The sequence below is a fragment of the Paenibacillus maysiensis genome (genome assembly GCF_000520815.1).
GTDB classification, from domain to species: domain Bacteria; phylum Bacillota; class Bacilli; order Paenibacillales; family Paenibacillaceae; genus Paenibacillus; species Paenibacillus maysiensis.
The window spans coordinates 1-19,939 of record NZ_ASRY01000073.1; the positions used below are offsets into that span (position 1 = coordinate 1).

Genomic DNA, 19,939 nt, shown 5'->3' on the forward strand with positions numbered 1-19,939 from the left:
CGATCCCTGCCGCTCGCCCAGATCGCCTACACGCTGCAAGTCGGTCGCGAGCCGATGAAAAAGCGCGTAGCCTTCATCGGCTCTTCCAAAGAAGAACTGCTACAGCGCTTGCAGGAATACATCTCCTCGCCTGTTGTGGAAGAGACCCGTCCTGCACCGGATCGCCACCAAGCCAGAGCCCTTGTGGAAACCGCGCTGCAAGAGCGCAATCTTGAGCAGCTGGCCGCCCTCTGGCTCTCCGGCAGCAAAGTGCCGTGGCAGCGACTACATGACGGCAAGAACGTGCAGCGCGTCTCGCTGCCGACCTATCCATTTGTGAAGCGTAGATGCTGGGTGGAGGGGCCGAAACCGCAAGAAAAGGAATTTGCCATCTCCAACAAGGCGGCCGATTTCTATACGCGCGTCGTCGAAAGCGGAGACTCCGGCTTCCAAGAAGAGTATCTGACCTTCTGCCCATTTGAGGAAAAAATCCCCGGCTTCTCGATCAGCCGCGTGTACCTGAACCCGGAACAATATCCGGCCGAACTTGAGATGGTGCGCAGCAAGCAGATCGAGATGCGCCGCGTGCTGTTCAGCCGAGGCAATTTCCAGCGCGCGCAGGCTCTGCTCGACATCGGATGCGGTCATGGGACAGACGTGATTCAACTGGCCAAGCGCTACCCGCATCTGAAAACGCAGGGCTTTACGATCACGGAGGCGCAGGCGGACCTTGGCAACCGGAGAATTCAAGAACTGAACTTGGGCGCACAAGCTGCCATCTTTCATGGAGACAGCTCCAAAGACCGATTCCCAGGTCGCTACGACATGATGATCGGGATCGAAGTCAGCTGCCACTTCCCTGACAAGCAGGGGCTGTTCCAGAACATGTCCTCGGCCCTCAACGAAGGGGGGCAGGTGCTGATGATGGACTTCATCGCGAACCTGCGCGGAGCCATCGCCGATCCGAGCATCGACATCTACATCCCGACTGTACAAGGCTGGATCGACCTGCTGGCGGAGCATCACCTCGTTCTTGACGAAGTGATTGACGTCTCCAAGCAGGTCGCCAACTCTCTGCATGATCCTGAGCACGCGGAGAATACGAAAGGTCTGCCGGAAGTCGTACAAAATTCCATTCGGAACTTTGCCAATAGCTCGATCTCGCTTGAGAAAGGCTGGATCAGCTACTGTCTGTTCGTCATCAGCAAAAATTCAGCTCTCAGCCCGGCAGAACTGCGAGAGCACAACGCAAAGCAGATGTCCAACAGGACGCCGTATCCGGAAGCTCGGCGCAACATGTTGCAACAAATCTAATCCAAAGGAGTGAGGGAGCATGAGTTCCGGGATGACCAGAACTGAGATCAAAGAGATCCTGTTCGAGATCTTCGAACAGACCTTGGGTTTGGAACACACCGAACTGGAGCAATCGGATACCTTCAAGGAACTGGGGATCGGATCGCTCAATGCGGTTGAACTGCTCGAAGCGATCAACGTCCGGTTCGACCTGAACCTGCCGACCAGCATCGTATTTGAATGTGCAGACCTTGAGTCTCTGGCGGTCTACATGGAAAAGCAGTTCCATACCCTCGTACAACCTGCAAAACAAGCACAGCCGACGGTATCGGCACCAACGCCGACACCGACACCCACTCCGCCCGCTCGCGAAGCACGGATCGAGACCGATGAGATCGCCATCATCGGTCTCTCCGTCCGGAGTGCCGGGGCGAGCGATCAAGAAGAATTCTGGAACCTGATTCGCGACGGGAAAAAGTGCATCAGCGAAGTGAGCGATCCGAAATGGCTGGAATACATCCAAGCCCATTCGTCCAATCCGTTTCCAATCAACTATGGCAAGATGGACGACATCGACCGCTTCGACCCGCTCTTTTTTAACATCTCGGCCATCGAAGCTGAGAAGATGGACGTCACCCAGCGTATTTTGCTGGAAGAAACGTACAAGTCTTTAGAAGATGCCGGCTACACCCCGACGCAGCTGCGCGGGCAGCCCGTCGGCACCTTTATCGGCACCGCCGGTTCCTCGGCGCTCGCTCAAGATTTTTCCCATTATTCGATGCTCGGATATGACATCAGCATCCTCGCGGCTCGCATGGCGTACTATCTGGATCTGAAAGGGCCGGCGCTGGCGGTGAACACGGCCTGCTCCTCGTCGATGGTGGCGATCGACCTGGCCTGCCAGCAGTTGAAGAGCGGGGAGATCAACCTCGCCATCGCAGGCGGAATCACGGTCTACAGCCATCCGGGCTCGTTCATCTCCATGCACAACGCCGGGATGCTGTCTCCCAATGGCGAGTGCCGTCCGTTTGACGATGGAGCGAACGGCATCGTCGTCGGCGACGGCGTCGGGGTCTTGATTCTCAAGCGCCTCTGCGATGCCGAGCGGGACAACGACCACATCTACGGCATCATCCGAGGCAGCGGCACCAACCAAGACGGCCAGACCTCCGGCATTACCGCGCCGAGCTTCCTCGCGCAGAGCCAGCTGCAAGAATCGATCTACCGCAAGTACGAGATCGACGTGGAAGACATTCAATACATCGAAGCGCATGGCACGGGCACCAAGCTTGGCGATCCGATCGAGATTCACGCCCTTAACAACACCTTCCGCAAGTTCACGACTCAGAAAGGCTTCTGCGGAATCGGTTCGCTCAAGGCGAACATCGGTCACACGACGGCTGCAGCAGGCGTGCTGGGCGTGATCAAAGTCTTGATGAGCATGAAGCATGGAGAGATGCCGCCCTCCATCCAGTATGCACAGGGCAACAAGCACATCGACTTTGCCAACAGCCCGGTCTATGTCAACACAGCTCGTCGCGAGTGGACGCCCAATCGAAATGGCAAGCGCCTGGCTGCCGTCAACTCGTTCGGCTACAGCGGCACGAATGCCCATGTGGTGATCGAAGACTATCCCAATTCGTCGCGTGCGGTTGCAGCGCCGATCAACGAAGCGATGCCAGGTCTGTTCGTGCTGTCGGCCCAAAGTGCAGAATCGGTGCAAGCCAATGCCGATGCCGCGCTCCGCTACCTCCGCTCTCACCCGGATGTCTCGCTCCCCGACTTCCTGTACACCTACCAAGTGGCGAGAGAGAGCATGGTACAACGGCTTGCCATCGTTGTCAAAGACCGGGACCAGCTGATCGGCCAGCTCGAACGCTACCTAGCAGGGGCCGGTAAGTCTGGAGAAGTCTTCGTGGGCACCGTCGGCAAGAACGGCAGCGTCAACGGGATCAATCTGGCCGACACCGAAGAGGGACAAGCGTTCCTCCTGAGCCTGCTGCACAACCGCAAGCTCAAGACGGTTGCAGAACTGTGGGTCAACGGCAACCGGATCGACTGGGAAGGGCTCTACCCGGCGGGGACGGTCAAGCGACTGATCGGACTGCCGACCTATTCGTTTGCGCAAGAGCGCTACCCGTTGCCTGCGTTTGAAATCGTGCAGACAGGCTTCGGCAAGCAGGCAAAATCTGCCGTCAACGCCTTGCATCCGCTGCTCCATCGCAACACGTCAGACCTGACCGAAATGCGCTACAGCACCGTCTTCACCGGCGAGGAGACCTTCCTTCGCGATCGGACGGTGCCGGAATTCGTCCTGTTGGAGATGGCGCGCGCGGCTGTGGAACAGGCGTCCGGCGCTCTGAAGGAAGGTCGCACCCGCCTTCGTTTGCAAAATATCGTCTGGGAGTCGCCGCTCGCAGTGGGTGCTGACGGGTCGCAGGTGCACATCGCACTGTACCCGGCCGCTAATGGCGAGATCTCCTTTGAGATCTACAACGACGAGGAAGAGCTGCACGCATCAGGAAGCGCCGTGCTGGCAGAGGACGAAGCGCCACTCCTCGATGCGTTCACCTTGCAGGAGCGGGGCGCGCGCGTCACGCTGCCGATGGTGCCTTCGCAGTTTCTGCTCCATCCGCACTTGCCGGATGCCGTGCTGCAAGGGAGTGTGCCCGCCACCTTGCAAGAGGTCGCGATCTATGCCCCTTGCCCCTCCTCCATGTGGGTTGTGGCAGACGACGGCAACTTCACGTTCTGCGACGAACAAGGCAAGGTCTGTCTGCAAATCAGCGGTCTGCAAACGCAGAAGAACCGCCCGCAAGCGGTCTCTCCATCCGCCGAGCCGTTTGCCTTGATGACCTTTGAGGAGATCTGGCAAGAACAAGCTCGAAACAACCACGCCCCGTCCAACTTGAACACGCTGCTCTGCTTCCTCTCGAATGCGGAGGCTCAGCGTGCGGTCGTGGAAGCGGTGCAGGCGCGAAGCCCGCAGACGCAGGTCCTTTTCGTCGCCCAAGGGACATCCTGCCAGCAGGCGCTCCGCAGCGTCCAAGAACAGCAGGGGGAAGTTGATGCCTTGCTCTACCTCTGGCCGCTGGAAGACGCTTCGCTCGTGGAGGACACGAAACCGATCCTCGACATCGTACAAGCCCTTGCGACGACGAAGCTTAAAGCCAAGAGCCTGATGCTCGTCGGCCAGCACCGAAATGCGACCGAGCGTGCGTTCCTTGAATCATGGATCGGCTTTGAGCGCTCCTTGGGCTTGGTGCTCCCGGATACCCGAGCGGCTGTCGTGATGCAAGAAGCCGGGGCCGTTTCCTTGCAGGAGAACATGCATCTCCTTCTGGACGAGCTCAATGCTTCCAAAATCGAAAGCGTCCTCTACCAAAACGGCAAGCGCCACGTCTGCAAGGTACAGCCGACCCGCATCCAAGCCGGCTCTTCCACCTTGCTGAAATCGGGCGGCACTTACCTGATCACCGGCGGTCTGGGCGGTCTGGGCTACCTGTTCGCCGAGCATCTGGCTGGCAAACACCCGGTCAACCTGATCCTGACCGGGCGCTCGGCGCTCGATGCTGCCAAACAGGCGAAGATCGAAGCGCTTGAAAAACGAGACAGCCGCGTCTTCTATCTGCAAGCGGACGTCTGTGACCGCACGCGTATGGAGGCGGGGCTTGCAGAAGCCAGGTCGCAGTTCGGCCGTGTTCACGGCGTCCTGCACGCAGCCGGCCTCGTCGGAGCCGAGAGCATTCTCGACAAGGATGACCGCCGGTTCCAGCAAGTGCTCGACCCGAAGGTCAAAGGAACGCTTCTGCTCGACGAACTGCTGCAAGGGGAGCCGGAACTTGATTTTACCTGCTACTTCTCCTCTTCGTCGGCGATCATCGGGGACTTCGGCTCGTGCGACTATGCGATTGCCAACCGCTTCCAAATGGCCTATGGCGAGCTGCGCAACGGGACAACATTCGTCATCAACTGGCCGCTTTGGAAAGCCGGGGGCATGCATTTTGAGAAGAAAGAAAACACGGAAGCCTACTTCAAGACCAGCGGGCAACGCTTCTTGAAAGTGGAAGAGGGCCTTGGAATCTTTGACCGCATCCTGTCGCAGAACCGCACCCAGCATCTTGTGATGGTCGGTCAGCCGAGCCGCATCGAACGCATGCTGGGCCTCGCGAAGTCGGCAGCGCCCACTCCGGTGCCAGTGCATTCCGGCAGCAACACCTCTTCCGGCAAGGGAAGACGTTCGGAGATGAAAGGCTTCACGCTCGAACAGTGCGTGGAGTGGGATCTCAAAGAGCAGATCAACTCCGTTCTCAAGATTCCGCGCACCAAACTGGACGTCGAGGAGAACTTGGCCGATTTCGGGTTTGATTCGATCAGCTTGGCCGAGTTTGCCGGTTCCTTGTCGAAACACTACAGCATTGCCGTGACGCCCGCCTTGTTCTTTGACCATTCCACGATCAGAGCTCTGACCCAGTTTTACGCGGTCACACATGGGGAGGCAATGCGGGACTTCTACCAAGAGCAAGCGGCATCCGCACCGGAGATCGCGGCAGCACCTGTCGCTCCAATCGTCAGCACCCCGTCCAAGCGCCCTTCGCGCAAAATGACCGGCAAGGCGCGATTCGCGGCCGGAGGAGCGGTGCGCAGTGCGCAGGAGCCGATTGCCATTGTCGGGATCAGCGGCAGATTCCCGCAGGCGAGCAACGTGCAGGAACTGTGGAAAAACATCCGAGACGGGAAGGAAGCGATCACGGTCGTCCCGTCTGACCGCTGGGACTGGCGGGAAGAGAAGGGCATGGGCAAATGGGGCGGATTTGTCCCGGACGTCGACCGCTTCGATCCCTTATTCTTTAAGATCTCGCCCAAAGAAGCGGAGTACATCGATCCGAAACAGCGCCTGTTCCTGCAGGAAGCATGGCATGCGCTGGAAGATGCCGGCTATATGGGCGAGCGCATTCGAGGAACCGCATGCGGCGTCTATGTCGGGGTGGAAGAGGGAGAGTACGGGTTCTTGGCCGGAGAGGACAGTCCGCTGAACAGCAACCAGAACGCCACGCTCGCGGCCCGCATCTCCTATGCGCTCAACCTCAAGGGCCCGAACATGGCGATCACCGCCGCCTGCTCGTCCGGTCTCGTCGCGATTCACCAAGCCTGCCAAGCCCTGCGCCAAGGCGAATGCGACATGGCGCTGGCCGGCGGTGTCAGCCTGTTGATCTCGCCGATGATCCACAACGGCATGGGCAAGCTCGACATGCTCTCCCTGGATGGAACCTGCTTTGTGTTCGACGGGCGTGCAAATGGCCTGGTGCCGAGCGAAGCGGTAGCTGTCGTCGTGCTCAAGCCGCTGAGCAAAGCGCTGGAGGATGGCGATCAGATCTACGGCTGCATCAAGGGCAGCGCCGTCAACTACGACGGCCAGACCAACGGCATCACCGCGCCGAGCCCTGCGAGCCAAGCAGACCTGCTTCATCAAGTCTACAAGCGCTTCGGCATCAACCCGGCCGACATCCAGTATGTGCTCTCCCACAGCGTCGGTTCCAGATTGGGAGACCCCATCGAGGTGCAGGCGCTCACCAACGCCTTCCGCCGACACACCGACCGGACGCAATACTGCGCGCTCGGCTCGATCAAGCCGTTGATCGGGCATACGTTCGCCGCATCCGGCGTCGTCAGCTTGATCTCCATGCTGATGGCGATGAAAGAGCGGACGATCCCGGCTCTGCACAACTATGAGTCGAGCAACGACTACATCAACCTGACAGACAGCCCGTTCGTGATTCATACCAAGAACAGATCGTGGACCACGGCCGATGAGCGCCCGCGCCTCGGTGCAGTCAGCACGACCGGCATCAGCGGCACGAACGCGCATCTTGTGGTCGAAGAATACATCCCGGCGCAGCAAGAGGCGGTCGATCACGAACCGACGGATGCACCGCAGATCATCGTCCTCTCCGCGAAGAATCGCGAGCGTCTGGACGAGGTTGCCGCACAGCTGCTCGCGTTCCTCGAAGCCGACGAGAGCTTGAAGCTGCCTGACATCGCGCACACGCTGCAAGTCGGCCGTGACGAGATGGAGGCGCGACTTGCGATGGTGGTACAAAGCCGCGACGAGCTAATGCAAGGTCTGCGAGGCTATTTGAAAAAAGGCGACGCGCCCATCGCGCTCTATCTCGGCGACCTGAACGAGTCTCATTCCGAGATCCTCGATCTTCTGGCCGGGATCACCGGAGAGACTGTTCTTCGAGCCTTGCTGGCAGAGGGCAATCTTGGAAAATTAGCCCTCTACTGGACGAAAGGTAGAAAAATTCCTTGGGAAGCGCTGCAAGGCGGAGCGTCCGCCCGTTGCATCTCCTTGCCGACCTATCCGTTTGAGCGCCGCCGCTGCTGGCTGACCGCTCCGACAATCGCAAGACGAGAGCTGACAACGCAGAGCCTGCCAGCAGTCGCTGCAGCTTCTGCTTCCGAGGCGGTTCCCGTCTGTGAGGAACAGGACCTCGCCATCGCGGAGGATCTGCAGGAGCGAGTCATCGGCATCATCTCCGAACTGGTGGGCCTCACGCCTGCGGAGCTGAAGGTGAACAAGCCGCTTGACCACTACGGGTTTGACTCGATTCTGTTCATGCAGCTGCTACAGCAGATACAAACGCAGATCGACCCGTCCTTCTCCTTCGTCAAACTGAGCGAATGCCGATCGATGGAAGACCTGATTCGAGAGCTGATCCCCAATGGGGCGACCAAGGCGAAACCGAAAGCGGAGATCGTGAGCCAGACTCCCGCACCGCCGCCGGCCCACAAGCCCGTGCAGACCAGCTTGTCGCAGTTCCCGGAACTCGTCCTGCTGAACCAAGCCACGGAAGGTCGTCCGATCTTCTGGATGCACGGGGCGGCAGGCGGCATCGGCATCTACTCGATGATCGCCAAAGTGAGCAACCGACCCTTCTACGGCATCAAAGCGCGTGGTTGGATGAGCAATCGCACCCCGATCCGAGGCATCTACGCGATGGCCGCGTATTACGTGCACATCATTCAGACCGTGCAGCCGGAAGGGCCGTATGACCTCGGCGGCTATTCGCTCGGCGGCCTCCTCGCCTACGAAGTGGCCCGTCAGTTGCAGGAACTGGGGCCAAAAGTGAACTCCATCGTGTTCCTCGACACCTTGTATTCGGACAAAATCTACACCAAGACCATGTTGCCGGAAGCGATGTTCAATAGAAAAACCGCGATCCTGCAATCGGTCAACATGACCCTGCTCACCGAGATTCAGCACGAGCCGGAGAAGATTCCGACCACATTGATTCACCGTGATGATCTGGACCCGACGCTCTCGGATGAGGAATATTCCAAGCAGTTGCTGACCCTGGCCCGCGAGCGCGGCTACAAGCGCACGGAAGACTACCTGAACACCATGATTCAGAGTAGTTCTGACGTGCAGGAAGCGTTCGACCGCAGCGGATTTACCATCTTGCCGTTGCCCAATCCGCAAGAGGTCAGCGCCTATTTCTTCCGCAACAAAAGCGGCTCGTTCCTCGGGGCGCTGGAACCGTACTTCAAAGTCAAGACGAGCCCCGTATTCGACCAAGGGGATTATTGGACCGAATTTGAACGTCAGATCGACGATTTCCACCTGTTCGATATCGACTCGTCCAACCACATGATGCTGCTCTCGGAACCAAAAGCAGCTGCGTCGATCCTTGCCTTCTGCCAAGAGCTCTACTCCGCATTCGGCCTGGAACCGACGTTCCTTGAAACGTTTGCCCACGAGCATCACAGTCTCGTCGGCACCACTTCATAACGCCAAAAAGGGATTCTCACGCGGGTCGTGAGAATCCCTTTTTTTGTCTTCAAAATTAGTCTTTTTTTATCGCGAAGGTCAGTTCCGCTTCAGCGGCCAGCTCGCCGTCGACATAAGCAACGGCCTGTCCTTTGCCGATGACGCCTTTGAGTTTCGTGATCGAGACTTCGATGCGCAGTTGGTCGCCTGGAAAGGCTTGGCGGCGGAAGCGAGCACCGTCAATCCCGGCCAGGAAGGCGATCTTGCCTTTAAAGTCCGGCACGCTCAACATCGCGACGCCTCCAACCTGTGCCATCGCCTCGACGATCAGCACCCCCGGCATCACCGGAAATCCTGGGAAATGCCCTTGGAAAAACGGTTCGTTGATGCTGACATTCTTGATCCCGACCGCCTTTTGACCTTCCTCAACCGATTCAATTCGATCGACAAGCAGGAACGGATAGCGATGCGGCAACGTTTCGAGAATTTGGTTCGCGTTCATGAACGGATGCCCTCCTTTTATACGATATCTGGTAATGGATATGAGTATTATAGCATTCACAAGAAGAGAAAAGAAGGCATGAGGGAGGACAGGCCCGCGTTCAGGTCTTTAGGCTTAGATCGTCCGAAAGTACCGTCCCCAATGAGGTCTCCGTCCGTCGAGATCCACAAAATCATAGACCTCCGACAGCCCCCACGAACTCAGCGTTTGCCCGGCAAACCGCCCGACATCGGGGTCGCAGATGAGCGCCCGAATCGCGCGCGCCACATAATAAGGCGTTTCCGACGCGATAAAATGCGGGTCTTTCGCCGCCCCACACATCATTGATCAAAATGTCCAGTCGCCCGTCCTGCTCGGCCTCAATCCGTGCAAACAGCGCCCGCACCTGTTCTTCCTCGGTATGGTCGACCTGCACCGCAATCCCGAGGCCGCCGGACTGGGTGACCATCTCCGCCGTCTCCTCAATCGTTTCCGTACGCCCGAGGTCTGAGCTCTGCCCGCGCACGCTGCGACCCGTGCAATACACAGTCGCCCCCACTTCCCCGAGCGTCACCGCAATCGCCCGCCCTGCGCCACGGGTGGCCCCGGCGACGATTGCGACTTTGCCTTGTAGATCCATCTTGTTCCACCTCCATCTTCTACAGTACAGTAGAAATAAGACATCTAGTGTCCTATTTGAAGGAAGAAGGTGCGTTTTGGTGCGTGCAGACCGACTCATTTCGATCATCATGCTCTTGCAGCTCCATAAAAGCATGACTGCCAAAGACCTCGCCGAACGCCTCGAGGTCTCCATCCGCACGATCCAGCGCGACATGGAAGCCCTCTCCACAGCGGGCCTCCCCGTCGTCGCGGACCGTGGCACCGGGGGAGGCTGGCGACTGCTGGACGACTACAATCCCCGAACGCTGCTAAACGGACTCTCCGAACAAGAACGCCTCCTCCTGCTCCTCCCCCCGCCTCCAAACGTCCTGCGCGACTTGGGATTGGAAAGCGTGGCGCAGATGGCGTCCCATAAACTGCTGAACACCCTGCCCGCCCCTGCGAGGGAAAAGGCTCGTGCGATGCAGCAATGGCTTCACATCGACACCACCGGCTGGCGACACTCCGAATCCCCATCCGCCACCCTGTCCCTTTTTCAAGAAAGCATCTTTTTATCCTAGAGTTGGGGAGTGGAATAACACGAAGTACATCGCTCAGATGATTGTGCCGTGGACGAGTGCTTGGTTGTATTTCTACGAAATGTGGCATGCAACGGGAAAGTGGCTCGGTGGAGGTAGACATCCAAGAATTCCAACCAGGAGAATCACTGTCAAAAAGTTGAAAAAGGCAGAGTTAGGTTAATCCGAAGCAGTTGAATTGTTTGACAAAAGCACAGGGAATTCACTCAGACGAGCCTAACTGAGTGGCGAACACAGGGGGATACGCCTTCACAACAGATTGCGCAAGCAAGAAGGAGAATGCCCCTGTGTTTTTATTTAGGAAATTTTTCAAATGGAGGTGTAATAGCATGTCTGTCTCAAATATTCCTGACAAAGTAAAAGTTCGGTTATGGGGGAAGGCTGCGGGCCGTTGTCAATATGAGGGATGCAACAAGCCGCTGTGGTTAGATCCTCTTACAAAGGTTGAGTTCAACATCTCCTACATCGCACATATCGTAGCAGACAAACCCAATGGTCCTCGTGGAGATAGTGTTCTTTCGGAAAAACTAAAGAACGATATTGAGAACCTAATGCTGGCATGTGATGAACATCACCGACTAATAGATAAAGTGGATGTAGAGGGGCACCCGGTAACCCGTTTGCAAGAGATGAAACGAAAGCACGAACAAAGAATTGAAATGCTCACTTCAATCACAGAAGATTATCCAAGTCATGTGCTTCTATATGGAGCGAATGTCGGCCAGCATCATTCTCCGGTTAGTTGGGACAAGGCAGTGTATGCAATGCATCCGGAGCGATATCCTGCAGAAAAGCAGCCGTAGAGTTAGGTATTGGCAACAGTCCTTTTAAAGACAACGAGTCTTTTTATTGGGAGATGGAACGTCAGAATCTCGACCGGCAATTTGCCGACAAGATTAAACCGAGATTAGGATCGGGAGATATGAAGCATTTGTCAGTATTCGCCTTAGCGCCTCAGCCACTGTTGATTGAACTAGGGAGACTGCTATCGGACATTCCTGCTGCTGATGTGTATCAGCTTCATCGTGAACCTCCTGATTGGAAGTGGCAAGATCATCCGGATGGGTTTGATTTCATGGTGAAAAAGCCGGAAATAACTTATCCGACTGTGGCACTCAACCTTTCGTTGAGTGCGATTGTTGATAACAGTCGCATCACAAGCGTTTTGGGGGAGGATACTTCGATCTGGACAATGACGATCGATACACCCCCTACAATGATTTTCTTAAAAGCAAGGAGCAACTGAGTTTGTTCCGTCAGAAGTTCAGGATTCTGATGGACCAAATTAAATCTGTCCACGGCCATGACAACGAGCTGCATCTGTTCTTGGCTGCCCCTGTTGCTATTGCCGTAGAAATTGGTCGCGTATGGATGCCGAAGGCGGATCTTCCTTTAATTGTTTACGATGAGAATCGTCAGAATGGAGGATTCTCCAAGGCGATTGTGATTACTTCGGTGGGGCAATCCCTGACCGCATAGTGTGAAGCGTGTAGAAAAGAACCGTCAGATTCCTGACGGTTCTTTTTTGTAGGAGAAGGTAAACTGGTTTGGAAGACAAAATTGGGTATTTTCATGATACAACTTTTTTATTACTCTACAGCGTGCCCAGAGGCGCGCATTATCTAGTTGGTGAAAGTCCAACCAGAGGAGGGACCAAGCCACCTTTGTAGCTAGGATACTTGCACATGGCGAAATCTGTGTGTAAAAGCGTATCGACATAAGTACCTGTCGGAGACAGGGCGAGCAACAACCCAGGCCGCAACATGAAGTGAATCCTGCCGCGTCGTCAAAAAGGCCCTGCAAAGGGGAAAAGAGGGAGCCGAGTCTCGGAAAAATGGACGAAGGCCAAGGAAACTGTGCAGAACTTGGGTCAACAGTGAAGAACCCTCCGGCGTATAGGGAACGGCATGGGTTTGAGAGATAATGCAGTGAACTGGGGAGGCCCTCCCCTGCATGTTTTTTTTAAGAACGAACTACAGCCAAAAGAGATTAGCCAAACTGGATTGGTACATTTTGGGGCGGCTAACACGGTGGTACGCGAAGAAGAGACAACGTAGAAGATGGATGAGTTCGCTATCTGAGGTTAGATATATCGCCAACCAATATGGATTAAAACGCTATTGTAATCTGCATGCCCATGAATGACAAACATCGGAAAGCCGTATGAGGGAAAACCTCACGTACGGTTTGATGAGGAGGGGCTGAATTTATTCAGTCCTTTACTCTAGACTGCTTCGAATTGTTATAAAAACAGATCAAGCGGGTAATAACAAAGCGTGGTAGACAAATGAAAATTGGTCACAAACTTAAATTACAACTCATCTTGAGGATAACCGGAAAGGAGATCTGAACGATTATGAGTAAAATTGCGTTTTTGTTGGCTGATCAATTTGAGGATTCCGAAATGCAAGTGCCTTACGATGAATTAAAGAAAGCCGGGCATGAGGCAGATATTATCGGTCTGAAACAAGGCGAAAAAGTGAACGGCAAGCAAGGTAAGGCAAGCTACACCATTGAAAAGGCCATTGGGGATGTGGAATCAAGTGACTATGATGCTGTTGTTATTCCTGGCGGATCATCCCCGGAAAATCTGCGTCTGGATGCGTATGTTCTCAAATTCGTGACTGAAATTAACGAGGCCAAGAAAACGATTACAGCTTATCCTCCTTTGAAGGATGACTTGATTAACGCGGGTGCCCATTTTGAGGATCGCGAGGCGGTTGTGGACGGTAACTTTATTACGTCTCGTACACCTAAGGATGAGCCTGCTTTTGTGCGTGAGCTCTTGAAGGTGTTGTAATTTTACTGTGAATGCTTCTGTGAATGTATGCCAGTACAATTCCCATTTGAGGAGGATTTAATATGGCAAAGCAGATTCAGGCTTATTTTCGCACGGAGGATGAAGCTGAGGGTGCCAGAGCGTCGCTTCAAGCCTATAGAACGGAACATTTGGAAGTAGGTGCGCTGGATGATGCACTCGGCAGGGACACGCGGGTGTTGATCCCGCTGGTTCCCTATAACAACACTGGTGCTGGGAGCACGTTAGGGGCTGTAGGTGCAGCAATACCTGCCGCTGGCGCTTATGGTGAGAACATTATTCCAGAGGTGGAGAATGGCGAGGCTGACCGTGGCACTGCACGCAGGGATTTGAATGAAGACCGTAGCGGGACGACGGATCACGACACAGGCCTACTTCATGCGACAGACGCCTACATTAACGGTGATCAGGATGAATTGCGGTATGTATTGTCCGCGAAGGTGAACGATGCTGACTACGATGAGGTCGTTCATAAGATTCGTTCCAATCGCGGTTATATAGCACAATTATTGGATTAAAGCTGAAAAAACCGTCACAAGTTTGTCGATAAATTGAGGAATTCAGATGTTATAGAACGGCTGTAATACAATTGTAATATTCGAAACATCATTCCTTAATATTCGTTGTTTATAATAACGGCATGACCCCCTTTTGATATATCTTTTGAACCTGCGGACCGTTTCCGCAGGTTATTTTCTTTTTATAGGGACTTATTTGTCTTATTACGGGGAAAGTCTTGACTTTGTCGAAGCAGTTCATTAAAATCATAAAATAATGAAATTGATTTGATGACGGGACCAAGTACTCCGAACCCACAAGCGCAGAGAGGAATTTCCAGGCTGTAAAAATTCCCTTGATGAGCGGACGAATGACCTCCTCGAGAACGGGCGGCGAACAATTGAGGAATACCTACTGAAAGTACATTGCAACTGTGCCGACAGCGGAGATCCTGCATAATAGCCGTACTGCGCGTTGCGGGCGTTATACGTATGAGCGGAGTCAGTGTAATGCTGACGGGCAATGAGTGATTCTTACGCTGGTTGTCTGGGTAACTCCGGAATGTGGGTGGTACCACGGGTGAATCGTAAACGACAATCTCTCGTCCCTGTTAATTTAACAGGGCGGGGGATTTTTTGTTTTATATTGAAAAGTGGAGCAAGAAGAAAGCGCACAATAAGAAATACAACGACGGGGGGATACGTTAATGGCCTTTCAAAAACCGACGGGAACACAGGATTTGCTGCCGGGCAGTGTAGAAAAATGGCAAGTTGTCGAGGAAAAAGCTCGTGAGATTAGCCGCCGCTTTAATTATCGTGAAATCCGTACACCGATGTTTGAGCAAACGAATTTGTTCGTTCGAGGTGTGGGTGAAACGACGGATGTGGTGGAAAAGGAAATGTACACCTTTGAGGATAAAGGGAAGCGCAGTATGACTTTACGTCCGGAAGGGACAGCAGGCGTGGTTCGCTCCTATGTGGAGAACAAGCTATACGGGGAGCCGGATGTAACGAAGCTGTACTATATCGGTCCAATGTTCCGCTATGAGCGTCCACAGGCTGGGCGTCAGCGCCAGTTCCACCAATTCGGTATTGAGGCTTTTGGTGCGGTAGATCCTGCACTGGACGCAGAGGTTATCGCTTTCGGGTATCAGTTCTGCCGTGAACTGGGTCTGAAAGGGGTAAAGGTGGAAATTAACTCAGTCGGCAATGCAGCCAGTCGTGCAGCCTACCGCCAGCATCTGGTGGACTTCCTGCTGCCGATCAAGGATACGTTGACCAAGGAGAGCCAAGCGCGTATTGAGCGTAATCCGTTGCGAGTGCTGGATAGCAAGGATGACCAGGACAAATTTGGCGGTGCGCCTTCCATTTTGGATAGCTTGGACGAGGAATCCCGCACACACTTTGAGAAGGTGAAGCAAAATTTGGACGCTATGGGTGTGGAATATACAGTCAACCCGCGCTTGGTACGGGGACTGGATTATTATACGTTGACCGCGTTCGAATTCAAAGCTGAAGGGATTGGAGCCATTGACACCATCGGTGGAGGCGGACGCTATAACGGACTGGTTGGCGATCTGGGCGGACCGGATCAGCCGGGTATTGGCTTCGGTATCGGACTGGAGCGGATTCAGCTAATCTTGGAGCATCAGGGTATCGAATTGAACGAAGCCAGGCCGCTGGATGTATATATGGTGGCATTGGGTGAAACGGCAGAAACGGAAGTGACCAGACAGCTGTTCAAGCTGCGTCAAGCCGGATTTTCCGCAGAGCGAGATTATCTGGGTCGCAAAATGAAGGCACAGATGAAATCAGCAGATCGTTTTAAAGCACGGTATACTGCGATTTTGGGCGAGGATGAGCTGGTACGCGGTGAAATTGCATTGAAAAACATGGAAACTGGCGAGCAGCGTACCGTCAAGCTGGATCAACTGGTGGAAGAGCTGGGTTAAAACCCAGACCATCTTTTATTATCATCTGTGATGCAGTAAGCACGAGAGACAACAAATATGTATTGAAGTAACCGAGTAACATTCAGTCGGGTGGAACTTCCCTCGGCTGGTCAGATAGCATCAACCACTAAAACATAAACAGGAGTGTGTATTATGAAAAGGAGTCATCAATGCGGCGCATTAACCCATGCGCATATCGGAGAAACAGTTACATTGAACGGTTGGGTACAAACCCGTCGTGACCTGGGAGGCGTACTTTTTATCGACCTGCGTGACCGCAGCGGAATTGTACAAATCGTGTTTAACCCGGCATATTCCGGTGATGCGCTGCAAATTGCGGACCGTGTTCGTAGTGAATACGTACTGGAGGTTACGGGTACAGTGGTCAAGCGTGATGCCGAAACCATTAACGCGAACTTGCCTACAGGTGAAATTGAAGTGCGTATTACGGAAATTGAAGTATTGAATGCAGCCAAAACACCTCCGTTCTTCATTGAAGATGGCGTAGAAGTAGACGAGTCGCTGCGTTTAAAATACCGTTATCTGGACCTGCGCCGTCCGGAAATGCACCAGACGTTGAAACTGCGTTCCAAAGCAGCAAAAGTATTCCGCGACTTCCTGGACGGTGAAGATTTCATCGAGGTAGAAACGCCAATTTTGACGAAAAGTTCGCCGGAGGGTGCACGTGACTATTTGGTGCCAAGCCGTGTGCATGAGGGTGAGTTTTTTGCCTTGCCGCAATCGCCACAACTTTACAAGCAATTGTTGATGGTGGGTGGCGTAGAACGCTACTACCAAATTGCACGTTGCTTCCGCGATGAAGACTTGCGTGCCGACCGCCAGCCTGAATTTACACAGATCGACATTGAGACCTCCTTTATGCAACAGGATGACTTGCTGCCCATGATGGAGCAACTGATGGTGAAGCTGTTCAGAGAGACGGTTGGTGTTGAACTGGAAACTCCGTTCCAACGGATTACACATGCCGATGCAATGGACAAGTACGGCTCTGACAAACCGGATCTGCGATTTGGCCTTGAGTTGATTCATGTCAATGATATCGTGGCAAGCAGCGGTGTGAAGGTATTTGCTTCTGTAGTTGAAAAAGGCGGCGAGGTTAAGGTCCTCAATGCTAAGGGCTGTGGCACATGGAGCCGCAAGGATATTGACGATCTCGGTCCTTATGCTGCACGTTACGGTGCCAAAGGTCTGGCTTGGATTCAAGTGAAAGAAGGCGAATTCAAGGGGCCTATCGTTAAATTCTTTACACCGGAAGAAATCGAAGCTCTGAGAGAGCGTACGGGAGCCGAAGAAGGCGACTTGCTGCTCTTCTCAGCGGATAATAAAAAAGTAGTCGCTGATGTATTGGGCGCGCTTCGTCTGAAAATTGGCCGTCAACTGGGTCTGATCGACGACAACGCATACAAATTTGCATGGGTTGTAGACTTCCCGCTGCTCGGCTACGATGAAGAACAAAAACGTTATGTGGCGGAACACCATCCGTTCACTCGTCCAAAGGACGAAGACCTTGCCCTCTTGGACACAGACCCAGGTCAAGTTCGTGCTCAGGCCTATGACATCGTGCTGAACGGCTACGAAGTGGGCGGCGGCTCGATGCGGATTTACAAACGTGATGTTCAGGAGAAAATGTTCAAAGCTCTTAACCTGTCGCCGGAAGTAGCTAATGATAAATTTGGCTATCTGCTGGATGCGTTCGAATATGGTACGCCTCCACATGGTGGTATTGCCTTCGGCTTTGACCGTCTTGTGATGCTGCTTGCGGGTCGTACAAACCTGCGCGAAACCATTGCATTCCCGAAAACAGCCAATGCAACAGATTTGCTGATGGACGCACCGTCCGAAGTGGATCAAGGTCAATTGGAGCAGCTTCATATCCGTCTTGCTCCGAAGCCAGTTACTCCTAAAGCTTAAGACGAACGTTTGCTTTTACAGTTGCCCTACATGGGCTTGTGAATAGTTTATAAAATGCCATGAACCCGTTACCCTCTTATGGATAATGGGTTCGTGGTTTGTATGCATGAAATTCAAGTATAGTGTCTAAATCAGTGAGGGAGGATATATACCATATGCTGCATCAATTTTCACGAACAGAGCTGGCCATCGGCACTGAGGGTCTGGAGGTTATGAAAAACAGCACGGTAGCTGTGCTGGGGATCGGCGGTGTCGGTTCGATTGCAGTGGAAGCGCTGGCGCGGACGGGTGTTGGACGCATCATTTTGATTGATAAAGACGTCGTAGATATTACCAACATTAATCGCCAGATTCATGCGCTGACGACAACGGTAGGTCAAAAAAAGGCCGATCTGATGGTAGAGCGTGTGAAGCTGATTAACCCTGAATGTGAAGCGATTGCACTGAACATGTTTTATACGGAAGAAACGTATGAGGAGCTGTTCAAGTACGATCTGGATTATGTGCTGGATGCCTCGGATACGATTATTTATAAAATTCATTTGATCAAGGAATGTCTGAAACGGGGGATTCCGATGATCTCCAGTATGGGCGCTGCCAATAAAATGGACCCAAGCCGTTTTCAGGTGGCGGATATCTCTCAAACGAAAATGGACCCGATTGCCCGTGTGATCCGTACCAAGCTGCGTAAGGAAGGCATTACAAAAGGTGTCAAGGTCGTATACTCCGATGAGGAGCCGATGAAGCCGCGTGAAGAGATTACGAAAAAAATCGTACCTGCGAACGCACCTGAGATTCGGAAGGCGAAGCAGCCGCCTGCGAGCAATGCTTTTGTACCTCCCGTGGCAGGATTGATCATGGTTAGTGTAGCTGTCAAGGATTTGCTGGAGCGCGCTGGCGTGTAACCGAGAAGATATAGCGTGACTGTGTACTTGTAGATTTTGTAGTATGAATTTACTTTAAGACCTGTAGTTCTGTGCATCACATTCACCTGTGTCACAGTCAACTGCAGCTCTTTTTGTTTTGAAAAGCGCAGCTTGCTGCAACCAGATTGACAACTTGCTGGAGGGTTTTGGTATGAAGGGTGGACTATGGTCCAGGTGTCTCGGTTTCAAACCCGAGCATCATTGGAAAAAGGAATTGGCCGCTGGTGCCATTTCCTATTTTTCCGTTGTATATATTGTGATGGTCAATGCGACTATTTTGGCAGATGCCGGGATTCCTCTGCAAGGGGCGATGCTTGGGACACTTCTCACGTCCATGATTGGCTGTCTGCTGATGGCTTTTGGGGGGAAATCCCCCATGGTCGTTGTGCCAGGGATGGGGATCAATGCCTTTTTTACGTATACGCTCGTACATTCGATGAAGCTGAGCTGGCAGGAAGCGTTGATGGTAGTGACCATCACAGGAATTTTATTTGCCATTGTAGCATTTACATCTTTGTACAAGCTGATTAGCCAGGCCATTCCTCATAATTTACAGCACGGAATCACGGTGGGAATCGGCTTGTTTTTAACCTTTATTGGATTACAGAAAAGCGGTATCGTGATTGCTCATCAAACGACCTTTGTGGCCATTGGTCATTTTAATGACCCTAAGGTAATCACGGCTTGTGCAACGTTGCTGCTCGCTATTGTGCTGTTTGTCCGTAACGTTCAGGGTGGGTTGCTGATCAGTATTTTGGCAGGAACCGGGCTTGCTTACGTATTGGGAGCTGTTGAGCCGGCAAGCACGGTGCGAACGTCTGAGACGGTGCGGCAGTATGGGCAATTGTTTGGAGAGCTTTCCTTTTCAGGCATTGTCTCGGTAGCCTTCTGGATCGCTGTTTTTCTCCTGCTGCTTATAGTGTTATTCGAAAACATTGGGATGATTGCTGCACAGACCAACATGATTGGAAGACCGGATACGTTCAAGAACAGCTTGCGAGTGTTGGCGGTAACCAATATTTTTGCCGGTATTTTAGGGAGCAGTCCGGCGGTAGCGGCTGCGGAATCGACGGCTGGTATTGCAGCAGGAG

At 53.5% G+C, this 19,939-nt stretch carries 14 protein-coding genes and 2 pseudogenes; 14 read left to right on the top strand and 2 right to left on the bottom strand.

All coding sequences use genetic code 11. The features are described from left to right. A partial coding sequence (locus tag L696_RS28250) for a KS-MAT linker domain-containing protein (protein ID WP_155985317.1) occupies window positions 1-1,293 on the top strand: 1,293 nt, incomplete at its 5' end. 46 nt (window positions 1,294-1,339) lie between these two features. Continuing rightward, window positions 1,340-9,064: pseudogene (locus L696_RS0104780) on the top strand (SDR family NAD(P)-dependent oxidoreductase); the annotation flags it as partial. 55 nt (window positions 9,065-9,119) lie between these two features. Here the strand turns inward: L696_RS0104780 and fabZ are convergent. Further along, the gene (gene fabZ / locus L696_RS0104785; protein WP_025682626.1) at window positions 9,120-9,545 is read right to left on the bottom strand and encodes a 3-hydroxyacyl-ACP dehydratase FabZ; all 426 of its coding nucleotides are present in this window, start codon (window positions 9,543-9,545) and stop codon (window positions 9,120-9,122) included. A gap of 114 nt (window positions 9,546-9,659) precedes the next feature. Then, window positions 9,660-10,164 (bottom strand): annotated as a pseudogene (locus L696_RS0104790) (SDR family NAD(P)-dependent oxidoreductase). 79 nt (window positions 10,165-10,243) lie between these two features. On the opposite strand from L696_RS0104790, the gene L696_RS0104795 reads away from it, so the two are divergent. The 12 genes from L696_RS0104795 to L696_RS0104830 all read left to right on the top strand — a co-directional run. Continuing rightward, complete coding sequence (locus L696_RS0104795; RefSeq protein WP_025682627.1) at window positions 10,244-10,705, top strand: helix-turn-helix transcriptional regulator; 462 nt, start codon at window positions 10,244-10,246, stop codon at window positions 10,703-10,705. 37 nt (window positions 10,706-10,742) lie between these two features. After that, window positions 10,743-10,886 carry a type II CBASS E2 protein gene (locus tag L696_RS32870; RefSeq protein WP_483414258.1) on the top strand — a complete coding sequence of 48 codons (144 nt, stop codon included), beginning with the start codon at window positions 10,743-10,745 and terminating at the stop codon, window positions 10,884-10,886. A 166-nt stretch (window positions 10,887-11,052) separates the two neighbouring features. Then, entirely contained in the window at window positions 11,053-11,526 is a 474-nt protein-coding gene (locus tag L696_RS31375) for a hypothetical protein (RefSeq protein ID WP_209440935.1), read from the top strand. A 53-nt stretch (window positions 11,527-11,579) separates the two neighbouring features. Further along, window positions 11,580-11,969: an SAVED domain-containing protein gene (locus tag L696_RS32295; protein WP_280740116.1), complete on the top strand. Its 390-nt coding sequence runs from the start codon at window positions 11,580-11,582 to the stop codon at window positions 11,967-11,969. A gap of 2 nt (window positions 11,970-11,971) precedes the next feature. Next, entirely contained in the window at window positions 11,972-12,202 is a 231-nt protein-coding gene (locus L696_RS32300) for an SAVED domain-containing protein (RefSeq protein WP_209440937.1), read from the top strand. A 474-nt stretch (window positions 12,203-12,676) separates the two neighbouring features. Continuing rightward, window positions 12,677-12,868 carry a hypothetical protein gene (locus L696_RS30855; RefSeq protein ID WP_081750683.1) on the top strand — a complete coding sequence of 64 codons (192 nt, stop codon included), beginning with the start codon at window positions 12,677-12,679 and terminating at the stop codon, window positions 12,866-12,868. 211 nt (window positions 12,869-13,079) lie between these two features. Further along, on the top strand, window positions 13,080-13,523 hold the full coding sequence (locus L696_RS0104805; RefSeq protein ID WP_025682628.1) for a DJ-1/PfpI family protein: 444 nt from the start codon (window positions 13,080-13,082) through the stop codon (window positions 13,521-13,523). Between the two features lie 62 nt (window positions 13,524-13,585). Further along, window positions 13,586-14,059, top strand: a complete 474-nt coding sequence (locus L696_RS0104810) for a hypothetical protein (RefSeq protein ID WP_025682629.1) — start codon at window positions 13,586-13,588, stop codon at window positions 14,057-14,059. A 686-nt stretch (window positions 14,060-14,745) separates the two neighbouring features. Further along, a complete protein-coding gene (gene hisS, locus L696_RS0104815; RefSeq protein ID WP_025682630.1) occupies window positions 14,746-15,990 on the top strand; it encodes a histidine--tRNA ligase in 1,245 nt (414 codons plus the stop codon). A 153-nt stretch (window positions 15,991-16,143) separates the two neighbouring features. Continuing rightward, window positions 16,144-17,922: an aspartate--tRNA ligase gene (gene aspS / locus L696_RS0104820; protein WP_025682631.1), complete on the top strand. Its 1,779-nt coding sequence runs from the start codon at window positions 16,144-16,146 to the stop codon at window positions 17,920-17,922. Between the two features lie 155 nt (window positions 17,923-18,077). Continuing rightward, window positions 18,078-18,827 carry a tRNA threonylcarbamoyladenosine dehydratase gene (locus L696_RS0104825; protein ID WP_025682632.1) on the top strand — a complete coding sequence of 250 codons (750 nt, stop codon included), beginning with the start codon at window positions 18,078-18,080 and terminating at the stop codon, window positions 18,825-18,827. A gap of 172 nt (window positions 18,828-18,999) precedes the next feature. After that, the coding region (locus tag L696_RS0104830) for an NCS2 family permease (RefSeq protein WP_025682633.1) at window positions 19,000-19,939 on the top strand (940 nt) is incomplete at its 3' end.

Coding starts and splice junctions, on each gene's coding strand:
- L696_RS0104825 (WP_025682632.1), top strand. CDS start 18,078: ATGCTGCATCAATTTTCACGAACAGAGCTGGCCATCGGCACTGAGGGT.
- L696_RS30855 (WP_081750683.1), top strand. CDS start 12,677: ATGTTTTTTTTAAGAACGAACTACAGCCAAAAGAGATTAGCCAAACTG.
- fabZ (WP_025682626.1), bottom strand. CDS start 9,545: ATGAACGCGAACCAAATTCTCGAAACGTTGCCGCATCGCTATCCGTTC.
- L696_RS31375 (WP_209440935.1), top strand. CDS start 11,053: ATGTCTGTCTCAAATATTCCTGACAAAGTAAAAGTTCGGTTATGGGGG.
- hisS (WP_025682630.1), top strand. CDS start 14,746: ATGGCCTTTCAAAAACCGACGGGAACACAGGATTTGCTGCCGGGCAGT.
- L696_RS32870 (WP_483414258.1), top strand. CDS start 10,743: ATGATTGTGCCGTGGACGAGTGCTTGGTTGTATTTCTACGAAATGTGG.
- L696_RS0104805 (WP_025682628.1), top strand. CDS start 13,080: ATGAGTAAAATTGCGTTTTTGTTGGCTGATCAATTTGAGGATTCCGAA.
- aspS (WP_025682631.1), top strand. CDS start 16,144: ATGAAAAGGAGTCATCAATGCGGCGCATTAACCCATGCGCATATCGGA.
- L696_RS0104810 (WP_025682629.1), top strand. CDS start 13,586: ATGGCAAAGCAGATTCAGGCTTATTTTCGCACGGAGGATGAAGCTGAG.
- L696_RS32295 (WP_280740116.1), top strand. CDS start 11,580: ATGGAACGTCAGAATCTCGACCGGCAATTTGCCGACAAGATTAAACCG.